This window comes from Streptomyces changchenzhani, assembly GCF_039766235.1.
Lineage (GTDB): Bacteria > Actinomycetota > Actinomycetes > Streptomycetales > Streptomycetaceae > Streptomyces.
On sequence record NZ_JBDHNH010000003.1, the window covers coordinates 368,984 to 390,485 of the forward strand.

The 21,502-nt window shown below is 70.4% G+C and carries 19 protein-coding genes and 2 pseudogenes; 6 read left to right on the forward strand and 15 right to left on the reverse strand.

All coding sequences use genetic code 11. The features are described from left to right. Nucleotides 1-328 precede the first annotated feature (328 nt). Nucleotides 329-667, reverse strand: a pseudogene (locus ABCR94_RS13110) (transposase); the annotation flags it as partial. A 173-nt stretch (nt 668-840) separates the two neighbouring features. Between ABCR94_RS13110 and ABCR94_RS13115 the strand changes: the two are divergent. The 5 genes and pseudogenes from ABCR94_RS13115 to ABCR94_RS13135 all read left to right on the forward strand — a co-directional run bounded on the left by ABCR94_RS13115 (nt 841) and on the right by ABCR94_RS13135 (nt 5,347). Further along, nucleotides 841-1,026, forward strand: a complete 186-nt coding sequence (locus tag ABCR94_RS13115) for a hypothetical protein (protein WP_347119429.1) — start codon at nt 841-843, stop codon at nt 1,024-1,026. A 74-nt stretch (nt 1,027-1,100) separates the two neighbouring features. Then, on the forward strand, nt 1,101-3,332 hold the full coding sequence (tap, locus tag ABCR94_RS13120; RefSeq protein WP_347119430.1) for a telomere-associated protein Tap: 2,232 nt from the start codon (nt 1,101-1,103) through the stop codon (nt 3,330-3,332). A gap of 6 nt (nt 3,333-3,338) precedes the next feature. Then, nucleotides 3,339-3,896 (forward strand): telomere-protecting terminal protein Tpg, encoded by a 558-nt coding sequence (gene tpg / locus ABCR94_RS13125; RefSeq protein WP_347119431.1) that lies wholly within the window; start codon nt 3,339-3,341, stop codon nt 3,894-3,896. A gap of 219 nt (nt 3,897-4,115) precedes the next feature. Further along, nucleotides 4,116-4,403, forward strand: a pseudogene (locus ABCR94_RS13130) (hypothetical protein); the annotation flags it as partial. A 194-nt stretch (nt 4,404-4,597) separates the two neighbouring features. After that, nucleotides 4,598-5,347, forward strand: a complete 750-nt coding sequence (locus tag ABCR94_RS13135; protein WP_347119432.1) for a class I SAM-dependent methyltransferase — start codon at nt 4,598-4,600, stop codon at nt 5,345-5,347. A 42-nt stretch (nt 5,348-5,389) separates the two neighbouring features. Here the strand turns inward: ABCR94_RS13135 and ABCR94_RS13140 are convergent, their stop codons facing one another. Next, complete coding sequence (locus ABCR94_RS13140; RefSeq protein ID WP_521976957.1) at nt 5,390-6,157, reverse strand: transposase; 768 nt, start codon at nt 6,155-6,157, stop codon at nt 5,390-5,392. Nucleotides 6,158-6,279: 122 nt separating this feature from the next. On the opposite strand from ABCR94_RS13140, the gene ABCR94_RS13145 reads away from it, so the two are divergent. Continuing rightward, complete coding sequence (locus ABCR94_RS13145) at nt 6,280-6,936, forward strand: phosphatase PAP2 family protein (protein WP_347119433.1); 657 nt, start codon at nt 6,280-6,282, stop codon at nt 6,934-6,936. A 7-nt stretch (nt 6,937-6,943) separates the two neighbouring features. Here ABCR94_RS13145 and ABCR94_RS13150 read toward each other — a convergent pair whose 3' ends face one another. Genes ABCR94_RS13150 through ABCR94_RS13210 form a run of 13 tightly spaced genes read right to left on the reverse strand, consistent with a single transcriptional unit; the run spans nt 6,944 to nt 21,495 of the window. Further along, on the reverse strand, nt 6,944-8,308 hold the full coding sequence (locus ABCR94_RS13150; RefSeq protein ID WP_347119434.1) for a glutamate-1-semialdehyde 2,1-aminomutase: 1,365 nt from the start codon (nt 8,306-8,308) through the stop codon (nt 6,944-6,946). A gap of 7 nt (nt 8,309-8,315) precedes the next feature. Next, complete coding sequence (locus tag ABCR94_RS13155; protein ID WP_347119435.1) at nt 8,316-8,867, reverse strand: dTDP-4-dehydrorhamnose 3,5-epimerase family protein; 552 nt, start codon at nt 8,865-8,867, stop codon at nt 8,316-8,318. Further along, nucleotides 8,864-10,141 carry a polysaccharide pyruvyl transferase family protein gene (locus tag ABCR94_RS13160; RefSeq protein WP_347119436.1) on the reverse strand — a complete coding sequence of 426 codons (1,278 nt, stop codon included), beginning with the start codon at nt 10,139-10,141 and terminating at the stop codon, nt 8,864-8,866. Before ABCR94_RS13160 ends, ABCR94_RS13155 begins: the two co-directional genes overlap by 4 nt. Continuing rightward, on the reverse strand, nt 10,138-11,085 hold the full coding sequence (locus tag ABCR94_RS13165) for a glycosyltransferase family 2 protein (protein WP_347119437.1): 948 nt from the start codon (nt 11,083-11,085) through the stop codon (nt 10,138-10,140). The genes ABCR94_RS13160 and ABCR94_RS13165 overlap by 4 nt, the downstream gene beginning before the upstream one ends. After that, nucleotides 11,082-12,392, reverse strand: coding sequence for a hypothetical protein (locus ABCR94_RS13170; RefSeq protein ID WP_521976882.1), 1,311 nt, complete (start codon nt 12,390-12,392; stop codon nt 11,082-11,084). The genes ABCR94_RS13165 and ABCR94_RS13170 overlap by 4 nt, the downstream gene beginning before the upstream one ends. A gap of 5 nt (nt 12,393-12,397) precedes the next feature. Further along, entirely contained in the window at nt 12,398-13,672 is a 1,275-nt protein-coding gene (locus ABCR94_RS13175) for a DUF4910 domain-containing protein (protein ID WP_347119439.1), read from the reverse strand. After that, a complete protein-coding gene (locus tag ABCR94_RS13180; protein ID WP_347119440.1) occupies nt 13,669-14,694 on the reverse strand; it encodes an NAD-dependent epimerase/dehydratase family protein in 1,026 nt (341 codons plus the stop codon). Before ABCR94_RS13180 ends, ABCR94_RS13175 begins: the two co-directional genes overlap by 4 nt. Nucleotides 14,695-14,697: 3 nt before the next feature. Further along, on the reverse strand, nt 14,698-15,345 hold the full coding sequence (locus ABCR94_RS13185) for a PIG-L deacetylase family protein (protein ID WP_347119441.1): 648 nt from the start codon (nt 15,343-15,345) through the stop codon (nt 14,698-14,700). Further along, nucleotides 15,342-16,172 (reverse strand): glycosyltransferase family protein, encoded by an 831-nt coding sequence (locus tag ABCR94_RS13190; protein ID WP_347119442.1) that lies wholly within the window; start codon nt 16,170-16,172, stop codon nt 15,342-15,344. The genes ABCR94_RS13185 and ABCR94_RS13190 overlap by 4 nt, the downstream gene beginning before the upstream one ends. Further along, nucleotides 16,169-17,404 carry a class I SAM-dependent methyltransferase gene (locus ABCR94_RS13195; RefSeq protein ID WP_347119444.1) on the reverse strand — a complete coding sequence of 412 codons (1,236 nt, stop codon included), beginning with the start codon at nt 17,402-17,404 and terminating at the stop codon, nt 16,169-16,171. Before ABCR94_RS13195 ends, ABCR94_RS13190 begins: the two co-directional genes overlap by 4 nt. Then, a complete protein-coding gene (locus ABCR94_RS13200) occupies nt 17,401-18,675 on the reverse strand; it encodes a glycosyltransferase (RefSeq protein WP_347119445.1) in 1,275 nt (424 codons plus the stop codon). Before ABCR94_RS13200 ends, ABCR94_RS13195 begins: the two co-directional genes overlap by 4 nt. Before the next feature lie 8 nt (nt 18,676-18,683). Continuing rightward, nucleotides 18,684-19,982 carry an O-antigen ligase family protein gene (locus ABCR94_RS13205; protein WP_347119446.1) on the reverse strand — a complete coding sequence of 433 codons (1,299 nt, stop codon included), beginning with the start codon at nt 19,980-19,982 and terminating at the stop codon, nt 18,684-18,686. A 1-nt stretch (nt 19,983) separates the two neighbouring features. Next, nucleotides 19,984-21,495 carry a right-handed parallel beta-helix repeat-containing protein gene (locus ABCR94_RS13210; protein ID WP_347119447.1) on the reverse strand — a complete coding sequence of 504 codons (1,512 nt, stop codon included), beginning with the start codon at nt 21,493-21,495 and terminating at the stop codon, nt 19,984-19,986. Nucleotides 21,496-21,502 lie beyond the last annotated feature (7 nt).

The window sequence follows — 21,502 nt, forward strand, 5'->3', positions numbered from 1 at the left end:
GCGGGAGTTCATCCACGAGCGGCCCCGATCGGCCTGGACACCGCCGCGGTCAACGGCAACCACGGCGGCCGCCCGCCCGCGATCGGGTCGGGCTGACTGCTCCGCGCGTGCTTGGGTCTGGGCGAGGCGGTGTGAATGTGTGCCGGTCTCGATGATGCGATCTTTCGCGGGAGCCCGTCAGCTTGGTGACGGGCTCTTCTTCGTTTGGTGTGGTGGGTGTTGGGGCGTGTGGGCAGGCTGGTGGCCCGGCTGTCGCGTCGGGTGGGCGCCGGGTTCCACGTCTCCGGTGGGGTGTTTCAGGCTCGTCAGGACAGGTGATTGTGCTGGTTCAGTCGGGGTTCGGGAGGGCGTTGAGTCGCTTGATCGCGACTGTGATGACGTCGGTCCAGGGCCAGTGGTCTGCGAATCTCAGGTGCCGGCGGCGGGCGGTCGTGACGATCTGGGCGGCGGCGGAGAAGAGACGGAGCCGGAGACGGCGGGGCTCCCACCTGCGGGTTTCGCCGGTCAGAGCGAGCATGGGCATCCAGGCCAGCAGGTCGAGGGCGATCTGGATGATCTCCAGCCAGATCTGGTTCTGCGCGGTGTCGTGCAGGGGCAGGTTGCGCAGGCCGGTGGTGCGGGCGGCCCGGATGCGGTCCTCGGCACGTGCCCGCCGGCGGTGTCGCATCCGCCTCAAGATGCAAGACCTGGCGGCGGATACGGCCAGCACTCCGCACCTGGAGGTCGTCGGCCCTGCCCGGACCACCGGTCTGCCGGCCGCCGTCGAAGTCGCCGCATACCACATCGCGGTGGAGGCAATGGCCCAACTGCATCCGCCAGGCGCACGCCTCCCACTGCCTGGTGCGTATCGGCTTCACCGCGCCACCTGATCCGCCCAGGCCGTCGACCTTCGGTGGGGAAGCGCCGCCGCTGCAGTTTGAGGTGGTCGATGACGGCATCGGGTTGCCGGTCATCATCGATGACTGTGGCCCCGGCTTCCTCTTCCGGCGGCATGCTCGCTGGTTCGATGATTGCGCTCAGCATTGAATGTACGTGAAAAGTTCGCCAATTGGTACGCGACATGTTCGGTTCTTGCTATGGTGTGGGACAGGAGGTGTTTCATGTCCGAGTTGTTCGACGCGGTCGATGCCCTGATCGCCGGGCAGTCCCCGTTGCCGGCGCCCGCCGAGCGTGAGCGTCTGCGCAAGGCCCATGGCCTCACCCAGGACCAGGTCGCCCAGGCGCTGAAGGTGCGCCGGCCGACCGTGGTGTCGTGGGAGAGCGGCAAGACCGAGCCGCGGTCGCCGCAGCGCGAGGCGTACGCCCGGCTGCTCGAGCAACTGTCCGAGCTCTACCCCGCCAACACCACCGCGCCCGTTCAGGACGCGGCGGTGCCCGGCACATTCACCCGCCCAGCCGCGTCCGCGCAGCAGTCCGCCGGGCCCGCAGAAAACCCGCCGGCCGCAGACCCGGCCCCGGACACGGCGGCCAAGGCTGCGGAACACCGCGCCCCCCAGCGCCCCGCCCGGCTGTCCCGCGCGGAGGTCTGGGCCGGGCCGTCGATGACGGCCCGGCGTCCGGCCGCGCGTCCGGCCGCGGCCAGGCCCGCCCCGGCCGCCGTTGCCTTCGATCCGCAGTTTCAGAACGGGCCGCTCGCGGTCGTCGATGTTGTGGACGGGCAGGTCTTGGCGTACGGCGTCGGCGGCCTGATCCTGGACGTGCCCGCCAAATCCATCCCATCCCTCGTCGACTGGACCCTGACCGAGGCGAAACTCGGCGCACCGAAACTGAGCGGGCCGGGTAAGGACGCCGACCCGCTGATCGTGCTCACCGAGGCCGCGTGCGAGCGTTACGGCCTGCCGCCGCACCTCACCAGCGAAGAGCGCCAGTCCGGCCGGCTGCCGGAGGACCACAAGGTCATCAAGCAGCTCACGCGGGCCGAATGGCAGCTCACCAAGCGCGGGTTCGGACCATGGGCGAGGATCTACCGCCCGGCGAAGGGCTCCGAGCGGATGTGCGTGCAGCTGTGCATCCCGTCCTGGGAGGCACTCGACACCCGCCACTGGGGCGAAGCCGCACAACTCCCGCCGGCCGAACTCGCCCGGCTGCTGGGCACCTACGCCACCCGGGTCATGACGCCCCGCGGCTCCACCGCGGTGACCGGGCTGGAACTGATGACGGCCCTGCACCCGCCGACCCGCGCGTCCGAGCCCGACGAGACGGGCAAGCGCCACAGCGAGCACAACCCCGGCTCGCTCGGAAAGGACGCGGTCGACTGCGCGCCGTGCGAGGCCCCGGACGGACACCCGCTCCTCAAGGACCTGCCTCGCTTCCACCGGCGCACCCCGGCCGAAGTGCTGATGGAGGAGGCGTACGACTGGGCACGCCCGCTCACCGATGACGAGTGCCTCAAGCGCCACCTGGTGGGCATCGATGTGAACATGGCGTTCGCCGCCGGTGCCAACGGCACGATCGTCGGCCTGGGCGCACCGACGCATGTCAACAACCCACGGTTCGACCCGAAGCTGCCCGGCGCGTGGCTGGTCGACCTCAGCCACGTCGACGTGTCGCGGGTGCTGGTCGCCAAGCAATGGCAGCAGTTCGACGGGGACCTGCTGCCCAGCCCGTTCACGCCCAGGGGCGAGCGACCCGAGGGCCCGGCCTGGTACGCAACACCGACCGTGGCGTACGCGGTGGAGCTGGGCTACGACGTCGCACCGGCCGAGGCCTACGTCCGCTACGACAACGGCCGTTACCTGGACGGCTGGTACAACCGGCTGCGCGACGCCTACGTGGCGACGATGGCCGATGTGGGTGTCACCGCCGACCTGCCGCCCGAAGAATTCCTGACGCTGATGGACGGCCACAAGCAGGTGGACCCGCAGTTGACGATCGTGCTCTCCGCGGTGAAGGCCACCGTGAAGGGCGGTATCGGCAAGCTGCGCGAGCGTCCCCGCGGTGAGGGCTGGAAGCCCGGCGAGCCCTGGCGGGCGCTGTCCCGCCCGACGTGGCGGCCCGACATCCGCGCCGCCGTCATCTCCCGGACCCGGATCAACATGCACCGTAAGGTCCTCAAACACGCGCTGGCGACGGGCCAGTACCCGGTCGCCATCCTGTCGGACTGTGCCGTGTACGCCGCTGATGGGCCCACGCCGCTGGACTTCGTGCCGTACCAGGACGGCAAGCCGCTGCCGGGTGGCTGGAGGCTCGGGGTGAGTCCCGGGATGGTCAAGCACGAGGGCACTCAGACCACCCTGTGGGGCGAGGGCGCTCGCGAACAGTACGGCCCCGAGCTCAACTTGGCCCGCTACATCAAGGACGGCAACGTCACGAGCAAGGACGACGGGGAGTAGAGCGCGATGAGCATCTTCGGGGACAGCCTGGACAAGGCGGTGCAGAAATCATTCACGCGCCCCATTCCCAAGTCGGCCGGCGCGCAGATGCGGTACCTGGTCAAGCAGCTCAAGGGCACAAAGACGGTGGCCGAGTCGCTCGGGATCTCCCAGCGCACCGTTGAGCGGTATGTGAAGAACCAGCTCAAGAAACCGCGCAAGGATCTCGCGCGGCGCCTGGAAGACGCGGTCAAGGGACGGTGGCAGCCGCAGATCCGGGCGAAGGCCAAGGAGACGGCCGCCACCAGTGGTGGCATCGTCATCGACACCCAGGCCCAACTGGGCTACACCGCATCGATCGGCACCACCGACCAGGACCGCCTCCGTCATCTCACCGTGGCCCTGCCGCCGCCGTACGCCGCCCGCCTCTTTGAAGCCCAGGAGCAGGGAGCCGGCGATCAGCGGCTCCAGGAGATCGCCGCCGAAGCCCTCAAAGACGTGTACTTCCAAGATGGCGGCCGCCGCGCCGGAAGTCTGGACGAGGTGCGCTTCACCAACGTGAAGCACATCGCCTTCGAGCTGTAGGTCTTCGCGAGCAATCGCGAGGGCCGGGTTTGGTGTGACTGATTCCCATTGGGCGGCGTGCATCGTGAGTTGCTGGTCTCGCGTCTGGTGTGCGTGGGCTTCGGGGTGCTCGGGCTGGTTGCGGGCGGATGACTCCCGTCAAGATCGTCTGACCGTTCGGCCGGGGAGGTTCTCGGATTCTGTTGCGCTCGCTGCAGTGCCGCTTTTACGATCCGTCACCGGGCGTGCCCGGGGACGGCTGAGCACATCGCCGCGATGCCCGGGATCACCGTCCTGGACCTTGGCCTGTCGGCGGCCCTGGCCGTGGCACGTCATGAGACATGGGCCGCCGCCCATACCCAGTACGCGGCGCAGCCCACGGCCGACCGGCCGGACGGAGCCGTCATCGCCACCACCGCGCCGAAACGGTTGGGCGGCCAGCCCGACCGCGTCCTGGACCTCACCCCCTACAGCGGAGCCGGAGCACTGGGAGGTGACTCGGATGCCTTCCGCCTCCTGACGGCCTGAGCCTCCGCCCGGCGGTAGCCACGACTACGTCGGTATCGACCGGGCGGAGGGTCCTCGCGCTCGCGCATAGTGCAGGAGAGGGGCATCTCGCTGCACGTCGGCTAACGGGCCCAGGAGCGTAGGCGGTCCGCTCCGAGCCGACCACGGGTGACCACGGGACCAGACATACCGAACTGTTCGACTACGACGCGGAGTTGCGGCTGCACAACGAACAATTCCGCGCCGCTGCCCGCGTCGGCGCCCGCGACCGTGTGCTCGACATCGGCTGTGGCACGGGCCAGACCACGCGCGAGGCCGCCGGCGCCGCCGTCACCGGAAGCGCGCTGGGCGTCGACCTCTCCGCGCCAATGCTCGAACGGGCCCGTCAGCTCAACGACGACCAGGGGCCGTCCAACGTCACCTACCAACAGGCGGACGCCCAGGTTCACCGCTTCCCACCGACGCATTTCGACCTCTGTATCAGCAGATTCGGAACGATGTTCTTCGCCGACCCGGTCGCCGCGTTCACCAATATCGGGCGCGCTCTGCGCCCCGCAGCGCGCTTGGTGCTGCTGCTCTGGCAAGACCGCGACCGCAATGAATGGGCCTCCGCGATCCGCCAGAGTCTCACCGCCGCAACAGCCACACCCACCCCTCCCAGCTGCGGTCCGGACGCGTTCTCACTCGCCGACCCGAGCATCACGGAAGGCATCCTGGCGGCGGCAGGCTTCACGGACGTCAGCTTCACCGACGTGCACGAGCCCGTCTACTACGGCCCGGACAGTGCCACCGCCTTCGATAACGTGCTCCGCCTACTGAAATTCCAAGACCTGCTTGCCAACCTCGACGCCGCGACGGCCGAGCAAGCACGCACGCGGCTACGCGCCACCCTCGCCGCCCACGACACCGGCGGCGGCGTGTGTTTCGACTCGCGTGCCTGGATCGTCACAGCCCGCCGCCGCTGACCACCACGCCCGAACGCGGAGACCCGCAGCTAGCTACCAAGATCAAGCGCTGAACGTTGGGACCACAGGATCTGGGACCCCACAGAGGTTTAGGTTCCGCGTCGGTTTGTCCACCGGTGTCGCTCTGACCATCGGTTTCCGCCCTCGCCGGCGGAAGCCAAGCCGACGATGAAGTGTCATTGGCAGCTTGTTGTGCGCGAAGATCCGCGCTCCGCACCTATGAAAGCGCCGCTCGGCGAACATGAAGCGCAGCAGTATGCTCGGTCCAGCCGCGCAGCCCGTACATCTGACGATCCCGGCCATGTCGGCGGGCGGCAGCGGGCAGATCTCGGGGGCGCGGCATTGCGGTAGCGGCGGGTGGCATGGCGTCAATGGCCCTGACGGGAGGGGGAGGTGCATCGCATCTGCCGGATGGTCTGCGACGGTGTGCGGGCTTTCGCTGGGGTTGTAGAGGCACTCGGTGACCAGAGCCCGAAACGCGATGCGCGTGGCACGGGCCACCAGGTGGGCGGCCAGTTGGCCCTTGGTGCGAAACGCCGGATCGGCAGGCCCTTGGGGCAGGGTGGGAGCCGGCTGGTGGGGCACGGTGTGCGGCGGGCAGTGCACACACTCATCGGCCCGGGCGGTGGTGACCGTGACAATGCCGTTTCCGACCTGCCCGCGGGAGCCGAGGTACTGACGGGACACATAAACCGTGGCGTGCCCGGACTTACGGTCACCGGAGTCGTCCGGAGAGATATGAAGGTCACCGAAAGCAGGCCGGGCAGTTTGCAAGAGGGCCTGGAGCAGGGGAAACAGGAAGCCGCTGATTCATGGCTGTTTATCGGTCGGACGAAGGGCCGCACCCTCACTCTGCCTCAAGAAGTCAAGATCCGGAACATCGTCTACCGATCACAGCGAGCTACCGCAGATCGACCGGACGCGGTGGGCGCGTGACCGGCCGGCCGGCGCCCGCGGTGCTGCCCCCATCGCTGCGCGCGTGGCTCGGGCTGATCGCGGCCCTCGCCACTCTGATGGTCGTCGTGCTCGGGGTCCTGTACGCTGGCCACAGCCAGCCCGGCACGGTGGACGCGTGGATCCAGCCGGCGGTGGACGGTGTGCGGCCGCCGTGGCGGCACGTAGCTCTGGCCACGGACTTCCTGGGGGAGCCCGCCGGAGCGGCGACGCTGGTCGTGGCCGCCGTGACGGGCTGCCTGCTGCTTCGACGTCCTCGCGCCGCGGTGCTCATCGTTGCCGGCGTCGGCATGACCGTGGGGACGACGACGCTGCTCAAGTCCCTGGTGGGACGCACCATCCACGACGGGCACCTGTCCTACCCGAGCGGGCACACCGCCTTCTTGACCGCGCTCGCCCTCATGGTGGCGCTGCTCGCGACCGGCCGGCGAAGCCTTGGCAAGTCGGCCGGCACGTTGCTCGTGCTCGCCGCGGCGCTGGTTGCCGGCGCCGCCATGGGCTGGGCGCAGGTCGCTCTGGGCGCGCACTACCCGACCGACGTCCTCGGCGGCTGGTGCACCGCGCTGGCGGTGATACCGGCGACCGCGTGGCTGGTCGACCGGATGGCTGACGTCGGCCGGCGGAAACGCCGCTGACGTCACGTCACGCCAAGCGGCGGAATGCGGGCTTCACCGGTCGCCCGGCCAGCCAGGGGGTGGGGTCAGCGGCGTCCAGCGCCTTCCGGTACACCGCACATGCCTGGGCCACTGTGTCGACGGTGCGGTCGATGTCGGCTTCGCTGAGCGCGCTGCTCACCACGAACGACGGGGCCAGCACCCCGCCCGCGAGGAGCTGGCGCAGGAACAGGGTGCGGTACTGCTGCGACGGCTGCCGGTTCTCGTCGAGGGTGGCATAGACCAGGTTGCTGGCCCGGCCCCGGACGACGATGTGGTCGCCGACGCCCATGCCGGCCGCAGCCTCGCGGACACCGGCGGCCAACCGCTCGCCGAGGGCGTGCAGTTGCGCGGTGATGCCCTCCTCTGCATAGGTGGTTTGCACGGCCATCGCGGCGGCCAGCGAGTGCGTTTCCGCACCGTGCGTGGTGGACAAAAGGAACACCCGGTCGCCGGAGTGACGCAGCCCGCCCCACTCCATCAGATCGCGGCGCCCGGCCAGCGCCGAGACGGCGAACCCGTTGCCCAGCGCCTTGCCGAACGTGGAGAGGTCGGGGACGACGCCGTACAGGCCCTGAGCGCCCGCCTCGGACCAGCGGAAGGCGGTGATCATCTCATCGAAGATCAGTACGCAGCCGTGCCGGTCGGCCAGCTCGCGCAGGCCGGCGAGGTACCCGGGAGTGGGGTCTCCCCTGCTCGAACGGAGTTGAGAGCCTTGGGAGGGCTCATTGTGGGTGGCAGGTTCCAGGATCAGGCAGGCGACCTCGTCCTGGTACCGGGTGAGCAGCTCCTCCGTGGCGGCCAGGTCCCCGTAAGGGAACGCCAGGGTGAGCTCGGTGGTCGCCGCCGGAACACCGGCGGACATCGGCGTGGTGCCGATGAACCAGTCGTCGACGGAGAAGAACGGCTGGTCGCCGCAGATGGCCACCCGCGGGCGCCCGGTGACGGCACGGGCGAGGCGCACCGCGGCGGTGGTGACGTCGGAGCCGTTCTTCGCGAACTTCACCATCTCGGCGGTCGGCACGGTGGCCAGGAAACGTTCCGCGGCCTCGACCTCCACGATGGAAGGCCGTACGAAGTTGCTGCCGCGGTCGAGTTCCCGCCGTACTGCCTCGATCACGCGGGGGTGGGCGTGGCCGAGGCTGACCGACCGCAGACCGGAGCCGTACTCGACGTAGCGGTTGCCGTCGATGTCCCACACGTGGGCACCGCGGCCGTGGCTGATGACCGGGGCCAGGTTTTCGGGGTATTGGTCGTCGCCCTTGGCGTAGGTGTGCGCGCCCCCGGGAATCATGGTGTGCAGCCGCTCGTTCGCCAGCCGCGACAGGGGCAGTTGGAACTCTTCGGTGTCCATGCCGACCTCACCTCTCTTTTCGCTGCAGGACCTCGGCGAATCTCGGCGCCTCCCGGTCCCGCTGGGACATTGATGTGACCGGCAGCGGCCAGGGAATGGCGAGCTCCGGGTCGTCGAAGGCGATCGTCACGTCCTCGGCCGGATCGTGCGGGCGGTCGATCCGGTACGAGACGTCGGCGGTCTCGGTCAGCGCCTGGAAGCCGTGTCCGCACCCCGCTGGGACGTACAGGGTTGCCTGGGTCTCGTCGGACAGCTCGAAGAAGGCCCGGTTGCGGTATGTCGGCGAGTCCGTCCGCAGGTCCACGACGACGTCGAAGACTCTCCCGTACGAGCACCGCACCAGCTTGGCCTCGCCGGCGCCGGAGCGCAGGTGCAGGCCGCGCAGCACCCCCCGGGCCGAGCGGGACACGCTGTCCTGGATGAAGGTGCCCGGGTCGAGGCCCACCGAGCGGACCACGTCGGCGTCGAAGGTGCGGCAGAAGAAGCCGCGCTCGTCGGCGTACGGCGTCGGCTCGAACAGGTACGCGCCGACGATCGCCGGGATTCCGGTCGCCTTCATGAAGCCTCTCGCACGGTGTGGGCGTGGGTGTGGTCGGTCGCCGCGAACAGGGCCGCGGTCAAGGCGGTGAACTGGTGCTCAAGGCGCCGGGCGGCGACCAGGTTCCGCTCGGTGAGGGTCCGCCGTAGCTCCGCCGATCTCTGCTCCAGCGCCCGGAACTGCTTGAGCAGCCGGTCGGCGTCGACCTCGCGAGCCGGGTGGCAGTACGCGTCAAGACCCATCTGAGCCATGAGCGCGTCGCTCTTCGCCGCATAGCTGAGTGCGAGCGTCGGCGTGCCGACCTTCAGGGCGCAGATCAGGTTGTGGTACCGGGTCGCCACCACGGTGTCGGCAGCCGCCATCTCCTCCATCAGGTCGGCCAGTGAGGACGCCTCGGCAGCGGTGACCAGCGGCGAGTCCACCGCGTCGAGGATCGCGGCGACCACCGGCACGTCGACCTCGTCGCCGGTGAGCAGCCGGACCGGCCTGCCGTCCTCGACCAGCGCGCGGACGAACCGGGTCGTCCCGTCAAGGTAGCGCCGGTGGATCTCCTCGGCCCGGGCGCGGTCGTCGTTGCCGCCGTGGAAGGCCATGACGCCGACGCAGACCGGGCCCGGGGGGCCCGGGGGCGCTTCCCCAAGCTCTCCGACAGGCTCCGAGCAGGGGATGCCCCATTCCCGCGGTGTCGGCAGGGCGAATGCGAGGTCCGGGTAGACCTCGTCGCGCGCGGTGTCCACGCCCATCGCCCGCATCGCGTCGCGGGACAGGGCGTCCCGGTACGACCGGTACGTGGCCAGCCGCGCCGACCAGCGCACCAGGGCTCGGGTAGGCCGGCGGCCGATCGCGGCGGCGCCGACACCGACCAGCGCGACCCGGGTGCCGAACAGCCGGCCGGTCGCGCAGAGCAGGAACAGCGAGTACGGGAAGCCCCACGGCCGCAGCGGCAGCGTGGCCTCCAGGACGCCCATGCCTGGCACGATCACCACGTCGTGCCGGCGCACCCAGGCAGCGGTGCGGAAGGCGTCGACGAGTTTGCCCAGCCCCTTCGCCGCGATCGCGCCCGCACGCGACGCGGTCCGGTACTCCCCGCGGTACCAGTGCAGCCGCGTCGCGGGGATCCGGTACCGGGTCGCGACGACCTCGGGTCCGCCGCACAGCGCGTCCACGACCGCCTCCGGGTGCGCGGCGCGGAGGTACCCGAGCACGGCTTCGAGCGACCCGTCGTTGCCGTGGTTGCCGGAGCCGAGCAGGCCGAACACCCCGACGCGCACCGGAGTCCCGTTCGTAGACTTCATGCCTGCCTGCCTTCACGGCCGGCGACGAGGGCGTCGACGGAGACAGTGAGCCGGCCCGGGTCGACCGGGGCGCGGTCCTCGACCCGCTCGCCGGCGCCCGGCCGGACCCGGCTGGCCATCCATGCGACCAGGTGGCGGTAGCACGCGCGCCGATCGGCCGGGGACAGCGGCGCCCGCCGGATCGCCGCAACGAAGCCCCAGACGTACTCGGCGAGCAGCCGGGGTGTCGGGTGCAGCGGGCCTGCCCGGCGCGGGTCCAGATTGACGCATCGGGAGCGCTTGCCCGGGTTTGCCCGCTCGGCGCGGGTGGGGTGGTCGCGGCGGAAGTACAGCAGCTCCGGCACCTGGTGGAAGGGCCCGTGCAGGGCGATCTCGGCGACGAACGTGCGGTCCGCGTGGTGGTAGCTGTCGTGCGGCTTCACCCGGCGCAGTACGTCGGCCCGCATCACCCCGTAGAAGTCGTCGCCACCGGGCTCGAACAGCAGACTGTGGAAGCGCTCCGGCGGGTGCGGCGAGTCGGTGGCGAGCCCGTAGTCGTACGGGACCTTCACCTGGCCGTCGCCGTCGATGACCGCCTGGCCGCTGTGCGCGAGGATCACGTCCGGCTGCTCGTCCAGCGCCTCCACGCAGCGCCGCAGCAGGTCCCTGGCGTACAGGTCGTCGTGCGAGGCCCACTTGAACAGCTCGCTGCGGCACTCGGTGAACACGTAATTGTGGTTCGGCGCGGCGCCGATGTTCCGGGGCAGCCGGATGTACCGGATACGTGAGTCCCGCGCGGCGTACCGGCGGCAGATGTCCCGGGTCCCGTCGGTCGAGGCGTTGTCGGAGACGACCAGCTCGAAGTCCTCGTAGGTCTGGCCGAGCAGGGCGTCGAGCGCCTCGGCAAGGTACTCCTCGCCGTTGTACACGGGCAGGCCGATGCTCAGCCGGGGAAGGGCGGTCATGGCGTCCTCACTTCGCGGATGGGGTTCTGGTGGCGCTCGCGCAGGGCGGACCGCAGGTGCAGCCACCACACGGCCGAGCCGCTGACGGTCGCGGCGGCTACGCCCCAGGCCGAGCCGACCGTGCCGGCCACGGCCGCTCCGCCGAGCCCACCGCTGACATAGCAGGCGGAGGCGAACAGCTGGCAGCGCAGGCTGCGCCGGGCCGCGGCGAGTGCGCGCAGCCCGGCCGCCGCGCCGGTGCCGAGGCTCGCGCCCACGACGCCGAGCGTGGCCGGCACGATGAGCTCCGAGGCGGAGTGCCAGACGCCGCCGAGCACGAGCTCGCCGACCCGGTCCGGCACCAGCAGCAGCGCCGCGCCCCAGAGCAGCGCGGCGGCGGCCTGCCCGCCGCCGAGCAGGAGGCAGAACCTGGCCAGCCGGTGCGGGGCCTGCCGCAGCACCCGTGCTGCCTCCGCGACGGTGACCAGCGACAGCCCCATCAGCACAGCGAGGAACGGGCCGAGCAGGAGCTCAGCTCCCCGGACCACACCCACCGCGCTGACCCCGACGATCGCGCCGAGCCCGTACGCCCGCAGCTGGCTCGCGCCGCTGACGCCGACGTTCTCGACCAGGTACCGGTAGCCGAGGTCGCGGTGCTCGCGAAGCCACTCGCGCGCTCCGGTCAACTGGGGCCGGATGCCGGACTGGAAGCAGCCGTACACCGCGGCCACCGCGGCGGACGCCCCCCAGGCGAGCACGAAAGCGGCCACGCTGCCCACGCGGGCCGCCACCACCATGGCCGGGACGAGCGCGACGCCCCACACGAGGTCGTTGACGAACGCCTTCCGCCCAGCGCCGGCGGCGAAGAACGAGTACCGCCAGGCGTCCTGCAGCAGCAGCCCCGGCAGCATGACGCCGAGGCCAGCGAACGCGGGCCCCACGCTGCCGCCGAGAGCAAGACCGACCACCAGACACACCGCGCCGATGGCGGCACTGATGCCGAGCGCGGTCCCCGACGACCGGGCCACCGCCCCGCGCCAGGACGCGTCCGACACGCCGCTGAAGCGCACCACGAGCGGGTCGGTGGCCAGCCCGCGGGAGACGCTGAGCACCACGCCGTAGGTCAACCAGGCCAGGCTGAACACGCCGAACGCGGCCAGCCCCAGCGAGCGTGCCACGTAGAGCCCCACCGCGAAGTTGGTCATGCTGGAGGCCGCCTGGTCGGCCAGTCCCCAGGACAGCCGGCCGACGGTGGCCCGCTTGGCGGTGGACCGGGCGTGTCCGGCCCGGGCCGTCGAGGTCGTCGTCTTCTCCCTCCGGGTGGTCATCCGCGTCATGCCTTGATCAGCCCGGCGCCGATCAGGGCGTCGGCCGCGACGGCGACGGTGTCGAACGGCAGCCCGGACCGCTCGGCGACGTCCAGCAGACTGTGCTCGCCGTCGGAGAGGCTGAGCACCCAGAGCATGGCCAGCTGGGCCTGCTTCGCGTCGCTGCGGCCGCCGAGCGAGTCGTACAACCCACGCCGGCCCAGCTGTGGTTCGCCGTAGGGGCTGAGATTGAGGTACTGCCGGTTGCGGTCCAGCACGGCGAATGTCTCGCGGCAGACGGCGAGGGTGTCCGCCATCGCCTCCGGGGAGACGAAGTCCAGGTTGTCCGCCGAGGTGTGGTATTCGGGGTAGCCGGAGTACGGGGTCCGGCTGAGCGAGCCCACGCCGAGATCGAACCCGGGCGAGCAGAACTGCCGCTCGTCGTAGCCGTACGGAGTGAACTCGGTGATGCGGTGCGGGCGTTCGGAGGCGGCCAGCACGTGCTGCATCACCCGGTCGATCTCCGCGTTGCCGCGCCTGCTCTGCTTGTACGTCAGCCGGCCCGAGTCGCCGGCGCAGGCCAGCACAAGACCGTGCTTGACCCGCTCCACCCGCTCCGCGTTGCGGGCCAGCCAGGTGATCGCCCCGATGGTGCCGGGCGCGTAGATGAACCGGTAGGTGTAGTACGGCGTCTCCTGCGCCAGCGCCCGGGCCAGGAACGTCGCCACCGCGATGCCGGCCAGGTTGTCGTTGGCCAGCGACGGGTGGCACACATGGCAGGAGACGATCACTTCGTCGGGGACCTGACCGGGGATGACGTACTCGGCGTAGGTGAGGTGGCCGTCAGCGAGTGTGGAGTCGATGCGCACCTCGTAGTCGCCGTCCGGCAGCGCGTCCAAGGTCTCCTGGGCCAGGCAGAATCCCCATTCCGGCTGGTAGTAGCTGGTGCGGTACGGCACCCAGCTCGGGTGGTCCGGCAGGGTGTGCAGGTGTCCACGCAGCTCGGCCAGCGGCATGGCCGCCGACACCGGCACGCTGTAGCCGAGCACGTGCAGGCTGGACGCGGCGAAGTCGACGACCCGGTTCCCGGCGGTGTCGGCGATGTACGCGTCCCGGATGTTCCACTCCTGGGGCACCGTCCAGTCGAGCACCTGCGTCCCGGTCGGCACCTCGTGCACCTGCAACGGGACGTACTCGCCGACGATCTCCAGGGTGGCGCGCACACCGTCGCCGGTGATGCTCCGGCACAGCGGGTACAGCCGCTCCACCAGCGCGTGCATCTGTTCGCCGACCGCGGTCATCGGCGCCACCGCAGGGTGTCGTCCACGGCGCCGGCGTCGGACGCCGCGCGCAGCACTGCCAGCCGGGTGAAGCGTCGCTCGAAGTCCTCCCGGGTCAGCCCGTGCTTCCGGTAGGCGTCGGCGAGTTCGAGCGCGCCCTGCTTCACCGTCCACTCGCAGTCGAAGCCGGGCAGCGCGGCGCGGAACCGGGAGAAGTCCACCCGGTACGACCGCGGATCGGCACCGTTCTCCCCGGTGATCTTCACCCGCGAGCCGGATACCGCCTCGGCGACCTGCTCGGCGATCTCGGCGACCGTGACGTTGTTGAGCTCGCTGCCGATGTTGAACGCCCGGTCGTGCACCGCCTCGCGCGGCGCGATCAGCGCGGCTGCGAAGGCCCGTGCGATGTCGGCGGCGTGCACCAGCGGGCGCCAGGGGGTGCCGTCGGAGAGCACAAGGACTTCGCCGGCCAGGAGCGCGTGCCCCACCAGGTTGTTCAGCACGATGTCGGCGCGCAGCCGGGGTGAGTAGCCGAAGGCGGTCGCGTTGCGCATGAACACCGGGCTGAAGTCGCCGTCCGCCAGCGCGTGCAGGTCATCCTCCACCCGGACCTTGGACTCCGCGTACGGCGTCACCGGGCGCAGCGGGGCGTCCTCGGCCACCAAGTCGTCACCGCCGGAGGCGCCGTAGACCGAGCAGGTCGACGCGTACAGGAAGCGCCGCACTCCGGCGTCGCGGGCCAGCCGTGCCAGCCGCACGGACGCGTGGTGGTTGATGTCGTAGGTGAGGTCCGGCGCCAGCGCCCCCAGCGGGTCGTTGGACAGCGCGGCCAGGTGGATCACGGCGTCCACCCCGGCCACGTGTTCGGCGGTGACGTCGCGCAGGTCCACCCGATGCCCCGGCGGGTCCGCGGGCGGCGGGCCCAGCACGCAGTCGGCGAACAGGCCGGCGTCAAGACCGACGACCTCGTGCCCGGCGGCCGCGAGGACCGGGGCCATCACGGTGCCCAGGTATCCCTGGTGTCCGGTCAGTAGTACGCGCAAGGTTCATTCCCCCAGGTTGAGAGTGAGTTTGGTGACGGCGAAGGCCTCGGCGTAGCGCGCGTGGCATTCGATGCCGCGGATCCGTGCAAGACCGAGGAAGGCCTCCCGGTCGTACCAGGGCCGGTGCCGCTGCGAGGGGTAGTGCTCCTGCAGCAGCCGCACCTTGCGTTCGGCGATCTCCGGCGACAGCGGCTGGTACGCCGCCGGACGGCCGAGGTCGCCGTCCCACTTGACGATCTCGTAGCCGAGCATCAGGTGGTCGCGGAACGCGGTGGATACCAGCTTCGCCAGGCCGCGGTGGTCTTGGTGGGCGTCATCGGTACGCGGGGCCAGCACAAGATCCGGCTCGGTCTGCGCGCGCAGCTCCTCGACCGCGGCCTTGGCCTCCTCCCACTGCGCCGGCAGTCGGCCGTCCGCCAACTTGAGTACGGTCAGCCGCAGTTCGGCGCCCGGACAGAAGGCGGCGAGCGCGGCCTGCTCCTCCTGCTCCCGCTCGCCGCCACCGCCGGAGAGCACAAGGGCGTCAATGCGAATACCGGGCCAAGCGAGGCACATCGTCAGCAGCGTGCCGCCGGCGCCGATGGCGATGTCGTCGCAGTGCGCGCCCACCGCGACGAGCCGGTCCAGGCGCCCGGCCCCGAGCCGGATCACGAGGTCCTCGCTTTGGCGCCGTTTGTGCTCCCGTTCGCGCTCGCCCGCGCGCCGCCTTGTTCCCACACGGCCCACGGGCGGTCGCCCCGGGTGTAGGCGTCGTCGAGCGCGGCCCGCTCCTTCACGGTGTCGGTCGGTTTCCAGAAGCCGCGGTGCTGGTGCGCCACCAATCGGCCACGCTTGGCCAGTTGGGCGCAGCCGTCAGCGACCAGGTCCCCGTTCTCCGGGATGTGGTCGAAGATCTCCTGGCGGAGCACGAAGTAGCCGCCGTTCTCCCACAGCGGCAGTTCGCTCACCGCGGTGATGCCTCCCACCAGGCCGTCCTCGCCCAGCTCCACGCAGTGGAACGAGGACTGCGGCGGCACCACCAACATCGACGCCCCGGCGTCGCGCCGGGCGAACCGGTCGATCATCTCCGGCAGCGGGGCGTCGGTGAGCACGTCGGCGTAGTTGGCGAGGAACATCTCGTCGCCGTCCAGGTGGTGCCGCACCCGGCGCAGCCGCTCCCCGATCGGTGACTCGATGCCGGTCTGCACGAACGTGATCGTCCAGGAGGCGATGTCGGTGGACAGCAGCTCGGTCTGCCCGTTGCGCAGCACGAAGTCGTTGGACGTCGTCTCCTCGTAGTTGAGGAAGAAGTTCTTGATGTGGTGAGCCCCGTACCCGAGGCACAGAATGAACTCCGTGTGCCCGAAGTACGCGTAGTAGCGCATGACGTGCCAGATCAGCGGCCGAGGGCCGACCATCGCCATCGGCTTGGGCATGTCGTCGGAGGCTCCGTTGCGCATACGCAGTCCGTAACCGCCGCAGAACAGAACGACCTTCATGGCTTGACCTCGACAATGCTCAGTTCCGGGATGGGAAAGACCAGTCGGCCGCCCCAGGCGTGCACGAAGGACAGCTGCTCGACAAGCTCGGCCCGCAGGTTCCAGGGGAGTACGAGGACGTAGTCCGGTTTGTCGGCGGCAATCTGCTCGGGCGGCAGGATCGGGATGCGGGTGCCCGGGGTGAACCTGCCGTGCTTGTAGGGGTTGCGGTCGACCGTGTACGGGAGCAGGTCGGGCCGGATGCCGCAGTGGTTGAGCAGGGTGTTGCCCTTGCCGGGGGCGCCGTAGCCGACGACCGTCTCGCCGCGCTCGGCCGCCTCGATGAGGAACCGCAGCAGATCCCGGCGCACCTTGGCCACCCGCGCGGAGAACTCGGCGTACCCGGACAGCTCCTGCAGCCCGGCGGCCTTCTCCCGGTCCAGTACGTCGGCCACCTGCCGGCTCGGCTCGCCGGCCACCTCGGCCGGCCGGGCCCACAGCCGGATGGAGCCGCCGTGCGTGGGCAGCAACTCGACGTCCACGAGCGCGAGTCCGCCGCTCGCCAGCGCCCGGGCCGCGGACGCGACCGTGTAGTACTGGAAGTGCTCGTGGTAGATCGTGTCGTACTGGTTCTCCTCGATCAGGGTCAGCAGGTGCTGCACCTCGATGGAGACCCAGCCGTCGTCGGCGACCAGGGCGCGCAGCCCCTGGGTGAACCCGACCACGTCGGGGATGTGCGCGTACACGTTGTTGGCCACGACCAGGTCCGCCGGGCCGTGCTCGGCGCGGACGGCGGCGCCGATGGCCGGGTCCAGGAACTCCGTGAGCGTAGGCACACCCGCGTCCCGCGCCGCGGCGCCGACGTTCACCGACGGCTCGATGCCGAGGCAGCGGATCCCACGGTCCACCATGTGCCTCAGCAGGTACCCGTCGTTGCTCGCGACCTCGACCACGAAGGCGTCGGTGCCGAGACCCAGCCGCTGTACGGCATCGGCGACGTACGTGCGCGCGTGCTCCACCCAGGAGGTCGAGTAGGAGGAGAAGTACGCGTACTGGGTGAACGTTTCCTCCGGCGTGATCAGCGGAGGGATCTGCGCGAGCCAGCAGTCGGTGCAGACCCGCAGGTGCAGCGGGTACGCCGGTTCCGGTTGGTCCAGTTGGTCCGCGGCGAGAAAACTCTCGCACGGCGGGGTCGCTCCAAGATCGACGACGCTTGCCATCGCCGCCGAGCCGCAGAGTCGGCATCGTGTCATCTACTGCCCCCATCGCGCTCGCGCGGGTGCCCCCGCCGCGAGCCAGTGTTTTTGTCCCCTACCGGCGGCGGGCTGTCCCCGCCGCCGGACCGACCCGCGATCGCGGTGCGGTACTCATCCAGCAGGCGCTCCAGCCCGATGGCCGGGCTGAAGTCCTGCTCGTAACGGCGCCGGGCCGCCTGGCCCATCTCCCGGTTGCGCTCCGGCTCGGCCGTGATCCGGCGCAGGCAGGACGCGAGCGAGTCGGGCTCGCCCGGCCGGTGCAGCAGCCCGGTCACGCCGTCCTCGACGAGTTCGACGAAGGCGCCGTGACCGGCGGCGACGGCCGGGACCCCGGCCGCCATCGCCTCCACGACCACCAGGCCGAACGCCTCCAGCCACGTCGAGGGAGCCACCACGGCGACCGACCGCGCGACGGCCTGCCGGCACTGCGCCGCGTCGTACAGGCCGACGTACCGCACGTCGTCCCGGCCCGCCGCCCAGGCGGTCACCTCTCGCTCCAGTGGCCCCGCGCCCGCGACCACGAGCGGCACGCCCACACCGCCGTCCGCGGCGATCTCGTCCCACGCGGCCATGAGCAGCCGTACGCCCTTGGCCTCCGCGAGTCGGCCGAGATAGAGCAGATGCTCGCCGGCGCCCGATCGGCGGGCGTCCGGGTCGGGCACGAAGTTGTGCTTCACCGCCAGCCGCTCGGGTGGCATGCCGGCCCGCACCAGGACGTCGCGCTGCGCCGCGGAGATGCAGAAGAACCGCTCCACGCCGGACCACCACCGCCGCCGGTTGACCGACAGGCTGACCGCGAGCGGCACCGTCGCCAGCCGGGAGCTGCGGTAGCAGCCGTGCCGGATGGCGGGCAGCGGCGCTCTCCCGACGCACTCGGTGCACGGCCGACCGTCCCGCTGCAGCGTGCCGGGTGGGCAGACCTGGGTGTAGTTGTGCAGCGTGGCGACGGCGGGCACGCCGGCGTCGGCGCAGGCGGCCAGCACCGCCGGGGACAGGAGCGGGAAGACGTTGTGGACGTGTACTACGTCCGGCCGCTCGGTGCGAAGCCGGGCGGTGAGCTCCGTGCGGACCGCCGGGTTCCACGGCACCAGCAGCGGCACGGCGGCCTTGCCCAGCAGGGACCGGGCGGCGATGTCGTCGCTGCGCCGCTCGAACACCTCGACCCGGTGGCCGGCTGCGCGCAGCAGCTCCACCTCCTGGTCTACGACCTTGTTCTCCCCGCTCGGCTGCGCCGAGGAGTAGCGGTTGTGCACCACGAGGACGTGCATGTTTAAGGTCACCTCCGATCCTGGGCCCATCGCGGGATGCGTCGTTGGGGGACTGCGGGCGTTGTGAGGGGTATGGCCGCGGCAGGTGCCGCCAGCAGTGAGGCGGCCAGGGCCAGATGCAGCAGATACGGCGAGGCGTCGCCAAGACCGGCCTCGGTGTACGACGCGATCGCGCAGTAGCTGATCAGGAAGATCGCGCAGGCCCTCGGCAGCGACGGTGGGCGAAGCAACGCGACGCCGCCCAGCACGATGATGATCGCCGTCACCAGGGCGACGCCGGTCAGACCCTGCTCGTGGTAAATGGCCAGCCAGCTGTTGTCGATCGGCAGCCCGCCGAAGGACTTGTCGCCCAGGCCCACGCCGAACAACTTCTTCTCGGTCGTCCGGGGCGCTGCCAGCAGGGCGTCCCAGACCTTGGCCCGGCCGGTGAGGCTGGTGAGGTACTCCTGGCTCTGTCCGCGCAGGAACCACGCCTGTAGCGCGGAGGTGAACCCCACCGCGGCCACGGCGGTGCACAGCACCGCCCAGATGAAGAACCGGCGGGCGGCAGCGCTGGTCAGGATGAGCGAGCTGATCGCCAACACCAACCCGATGAGGAGGCCGAGCGTGGCGGTGCGGGTGTGGGTCAACGCGAGCAGGATGAGTGAGGGCACGATGACTACCGCCGCGCCGGCCCTGTCGGTCCGGCGGCCCAGTACGAGCAGCACGGTGAGCCCGATGATCACTGCGGCGTACTGTCCGATCTGCGGCGGGGTGAGCGGCCACAACGCGCCGACCAGCCGCCCGCCGTAGAGCTCGGGCATGGCCGCGCCCGGTGAGATGACCGCGCCGGCGGCGACCGACCCGAGCACCGCGAAGTACATCCGGATGTGGTGCCGGACGAACGTCAGGCTGCCGTCCCACCAGCGGCTGAGTAGCCACAGCGTGCCGACGAAGAGAGTCAGCCGGGCGCAGCGGAACAGCGCGCCGAACCCGGACTCCAGTTGCAGGCTGGAGATCACGCTCGGCACCAGCAGCAGGGTGAGCAGGAGCACGAAGGCGCTGGCTCGGAGGCGCAGCCGGAGATTGAGCGCGAGCGCCAGCGTGAACGCGGCGACCAGCGCGCCCATGGTGACTATCTGGATGAGGGAGCGGGGCAGCGGGATGATGGTCTTCGCCCCTGCGGAGCCGAGCGTGTTGAGGATCAGCAGCCCCCAGACGATCCCGACGCTCTTCGGTGTGCCGACAGGGCGCGGTTCGGGGCCGGGCTGCGTGCCCGCCGTATCCGCTCCGCCCGGCAGCCCACCGTGCCGCAGGTCCCCGCTCATCTCAACCACCGGCCCGTGGGTCAAGGGTGCTGCCCGTGTCTTGCTGGTAGGGCGTGCCCTGCCACTGCCCGAAGTCGAGCACCCGGCTCGGGTCGTGGGCGACGAATTTCCATGGTCCGAGGTAGACGTTGTCGTGCCAGCGGTTGTGCTGCTTGCGGGTGATCGCCTCCGCCACCCGCTCGCCCTTGTACGGCGACCAGTCCGGATAGGTACCGTAGTTGGCCAGCACCGCCATTCGGTCGCACTTCACCGTGCACTCGACGACGGACTTGTCCAGCACGAAGCGGTTGTCGTGGATGTCCACCCGTTTTGTCTTCCACCGGCAGTCGGCGTAGAGCGGTGCGGTGGCGATCGCCGGCTTTGCGCAGCGGTCGGTGTTCTTCACCAGCAACGTGCAGTTGCCGGAGGAGGTGTTGGCCGGGCTGTTGCAGAACCGGTCGGAGTTTTCCCACAGGGTGATCCCGGACCAGTTGTTCTCCAGCACGTTCCGGTAGATCTCGATCTTGTCCGTGCGGGCTCGGACCCGTGGTTCGCCGCCGGACTCGGACAGGTAGATGGTCGCGAACGGAAAGCTGTCGCCGCGGTCGGCGTACCTGCGGCCCTCGACCCAGTTGTTCCGCCGGATCGTGTTCTTCCGGATGACCGCGTTGTAGCTGGTCTCGTAGATCAGTGCGGCACCGTCGTTGGCCTCCAGCAGGTTGTCCTCGATGCGGAAGTCGTTGTTGTTGGTGTCCGCCCACAACCCGGTTCCGCGGTTGTCGTGCACCCAGTTGCCGCGTATGTCGGCTCCGTTGACGGCCCAGAACTTAATGCCTCCAGTGCAGCCGCAGCCCTTCCGCCGCCGCTCCCAGTCGTCGGTGTTGTTGCCCACGATCTCGTTGCCCTCGACCACCAGGTCGCGGATGGGGCCGGTGCCCTTGTACGCGTTCATGCCGTACTGACCGTTGCCGCGCAGGCAGCTGGCGCGGACCTGTTGGCGGGCACCGGCCATCAGCCCGGCGCCGGAGTTGTACTGGATCGTCGCGTGCTCGATCACCCACCCGTCGGCCGAGTCATGGTTGACCACGCCCTCGTCCGGCGGCGCCACGAAACGTTGCACGGTCAGGTAGCGGATGGTGACGTTGCGGGCGCTGCCGCCGAACGCGTACTGGTTGGTCTTCCGGCCGTCGAACACCGCTCCGGGCGCGCCGAGGTAGCGGTTTCCCTTCTTGGGGATGACCTGGGAGTAGCGGTCCGGTGCGAGCCTGTGCTTGCCCGGTCGAAGCCAGAACGTGGTGTTCGGGGGGCTGCTCTTGGTCTTCGCAGTCAGGTCACCGACCACCGCGGGGTCGACTGTCACCGCGCCCGCCGGCGCCTTCGCCGGCCCGGTCGCAGGCTTGGCGCACACCCGGGCCACGGACGTGGATGGCGCGCCGGTCGGCTCCGCCGGGGCGCCCGGCGTGCTCACACAGCCGGCTCCCAGCAGGGCCAGCGCCGCCATCGGCAACGCCCAATTCCGCCACTTGATGCCCACGCGTCCT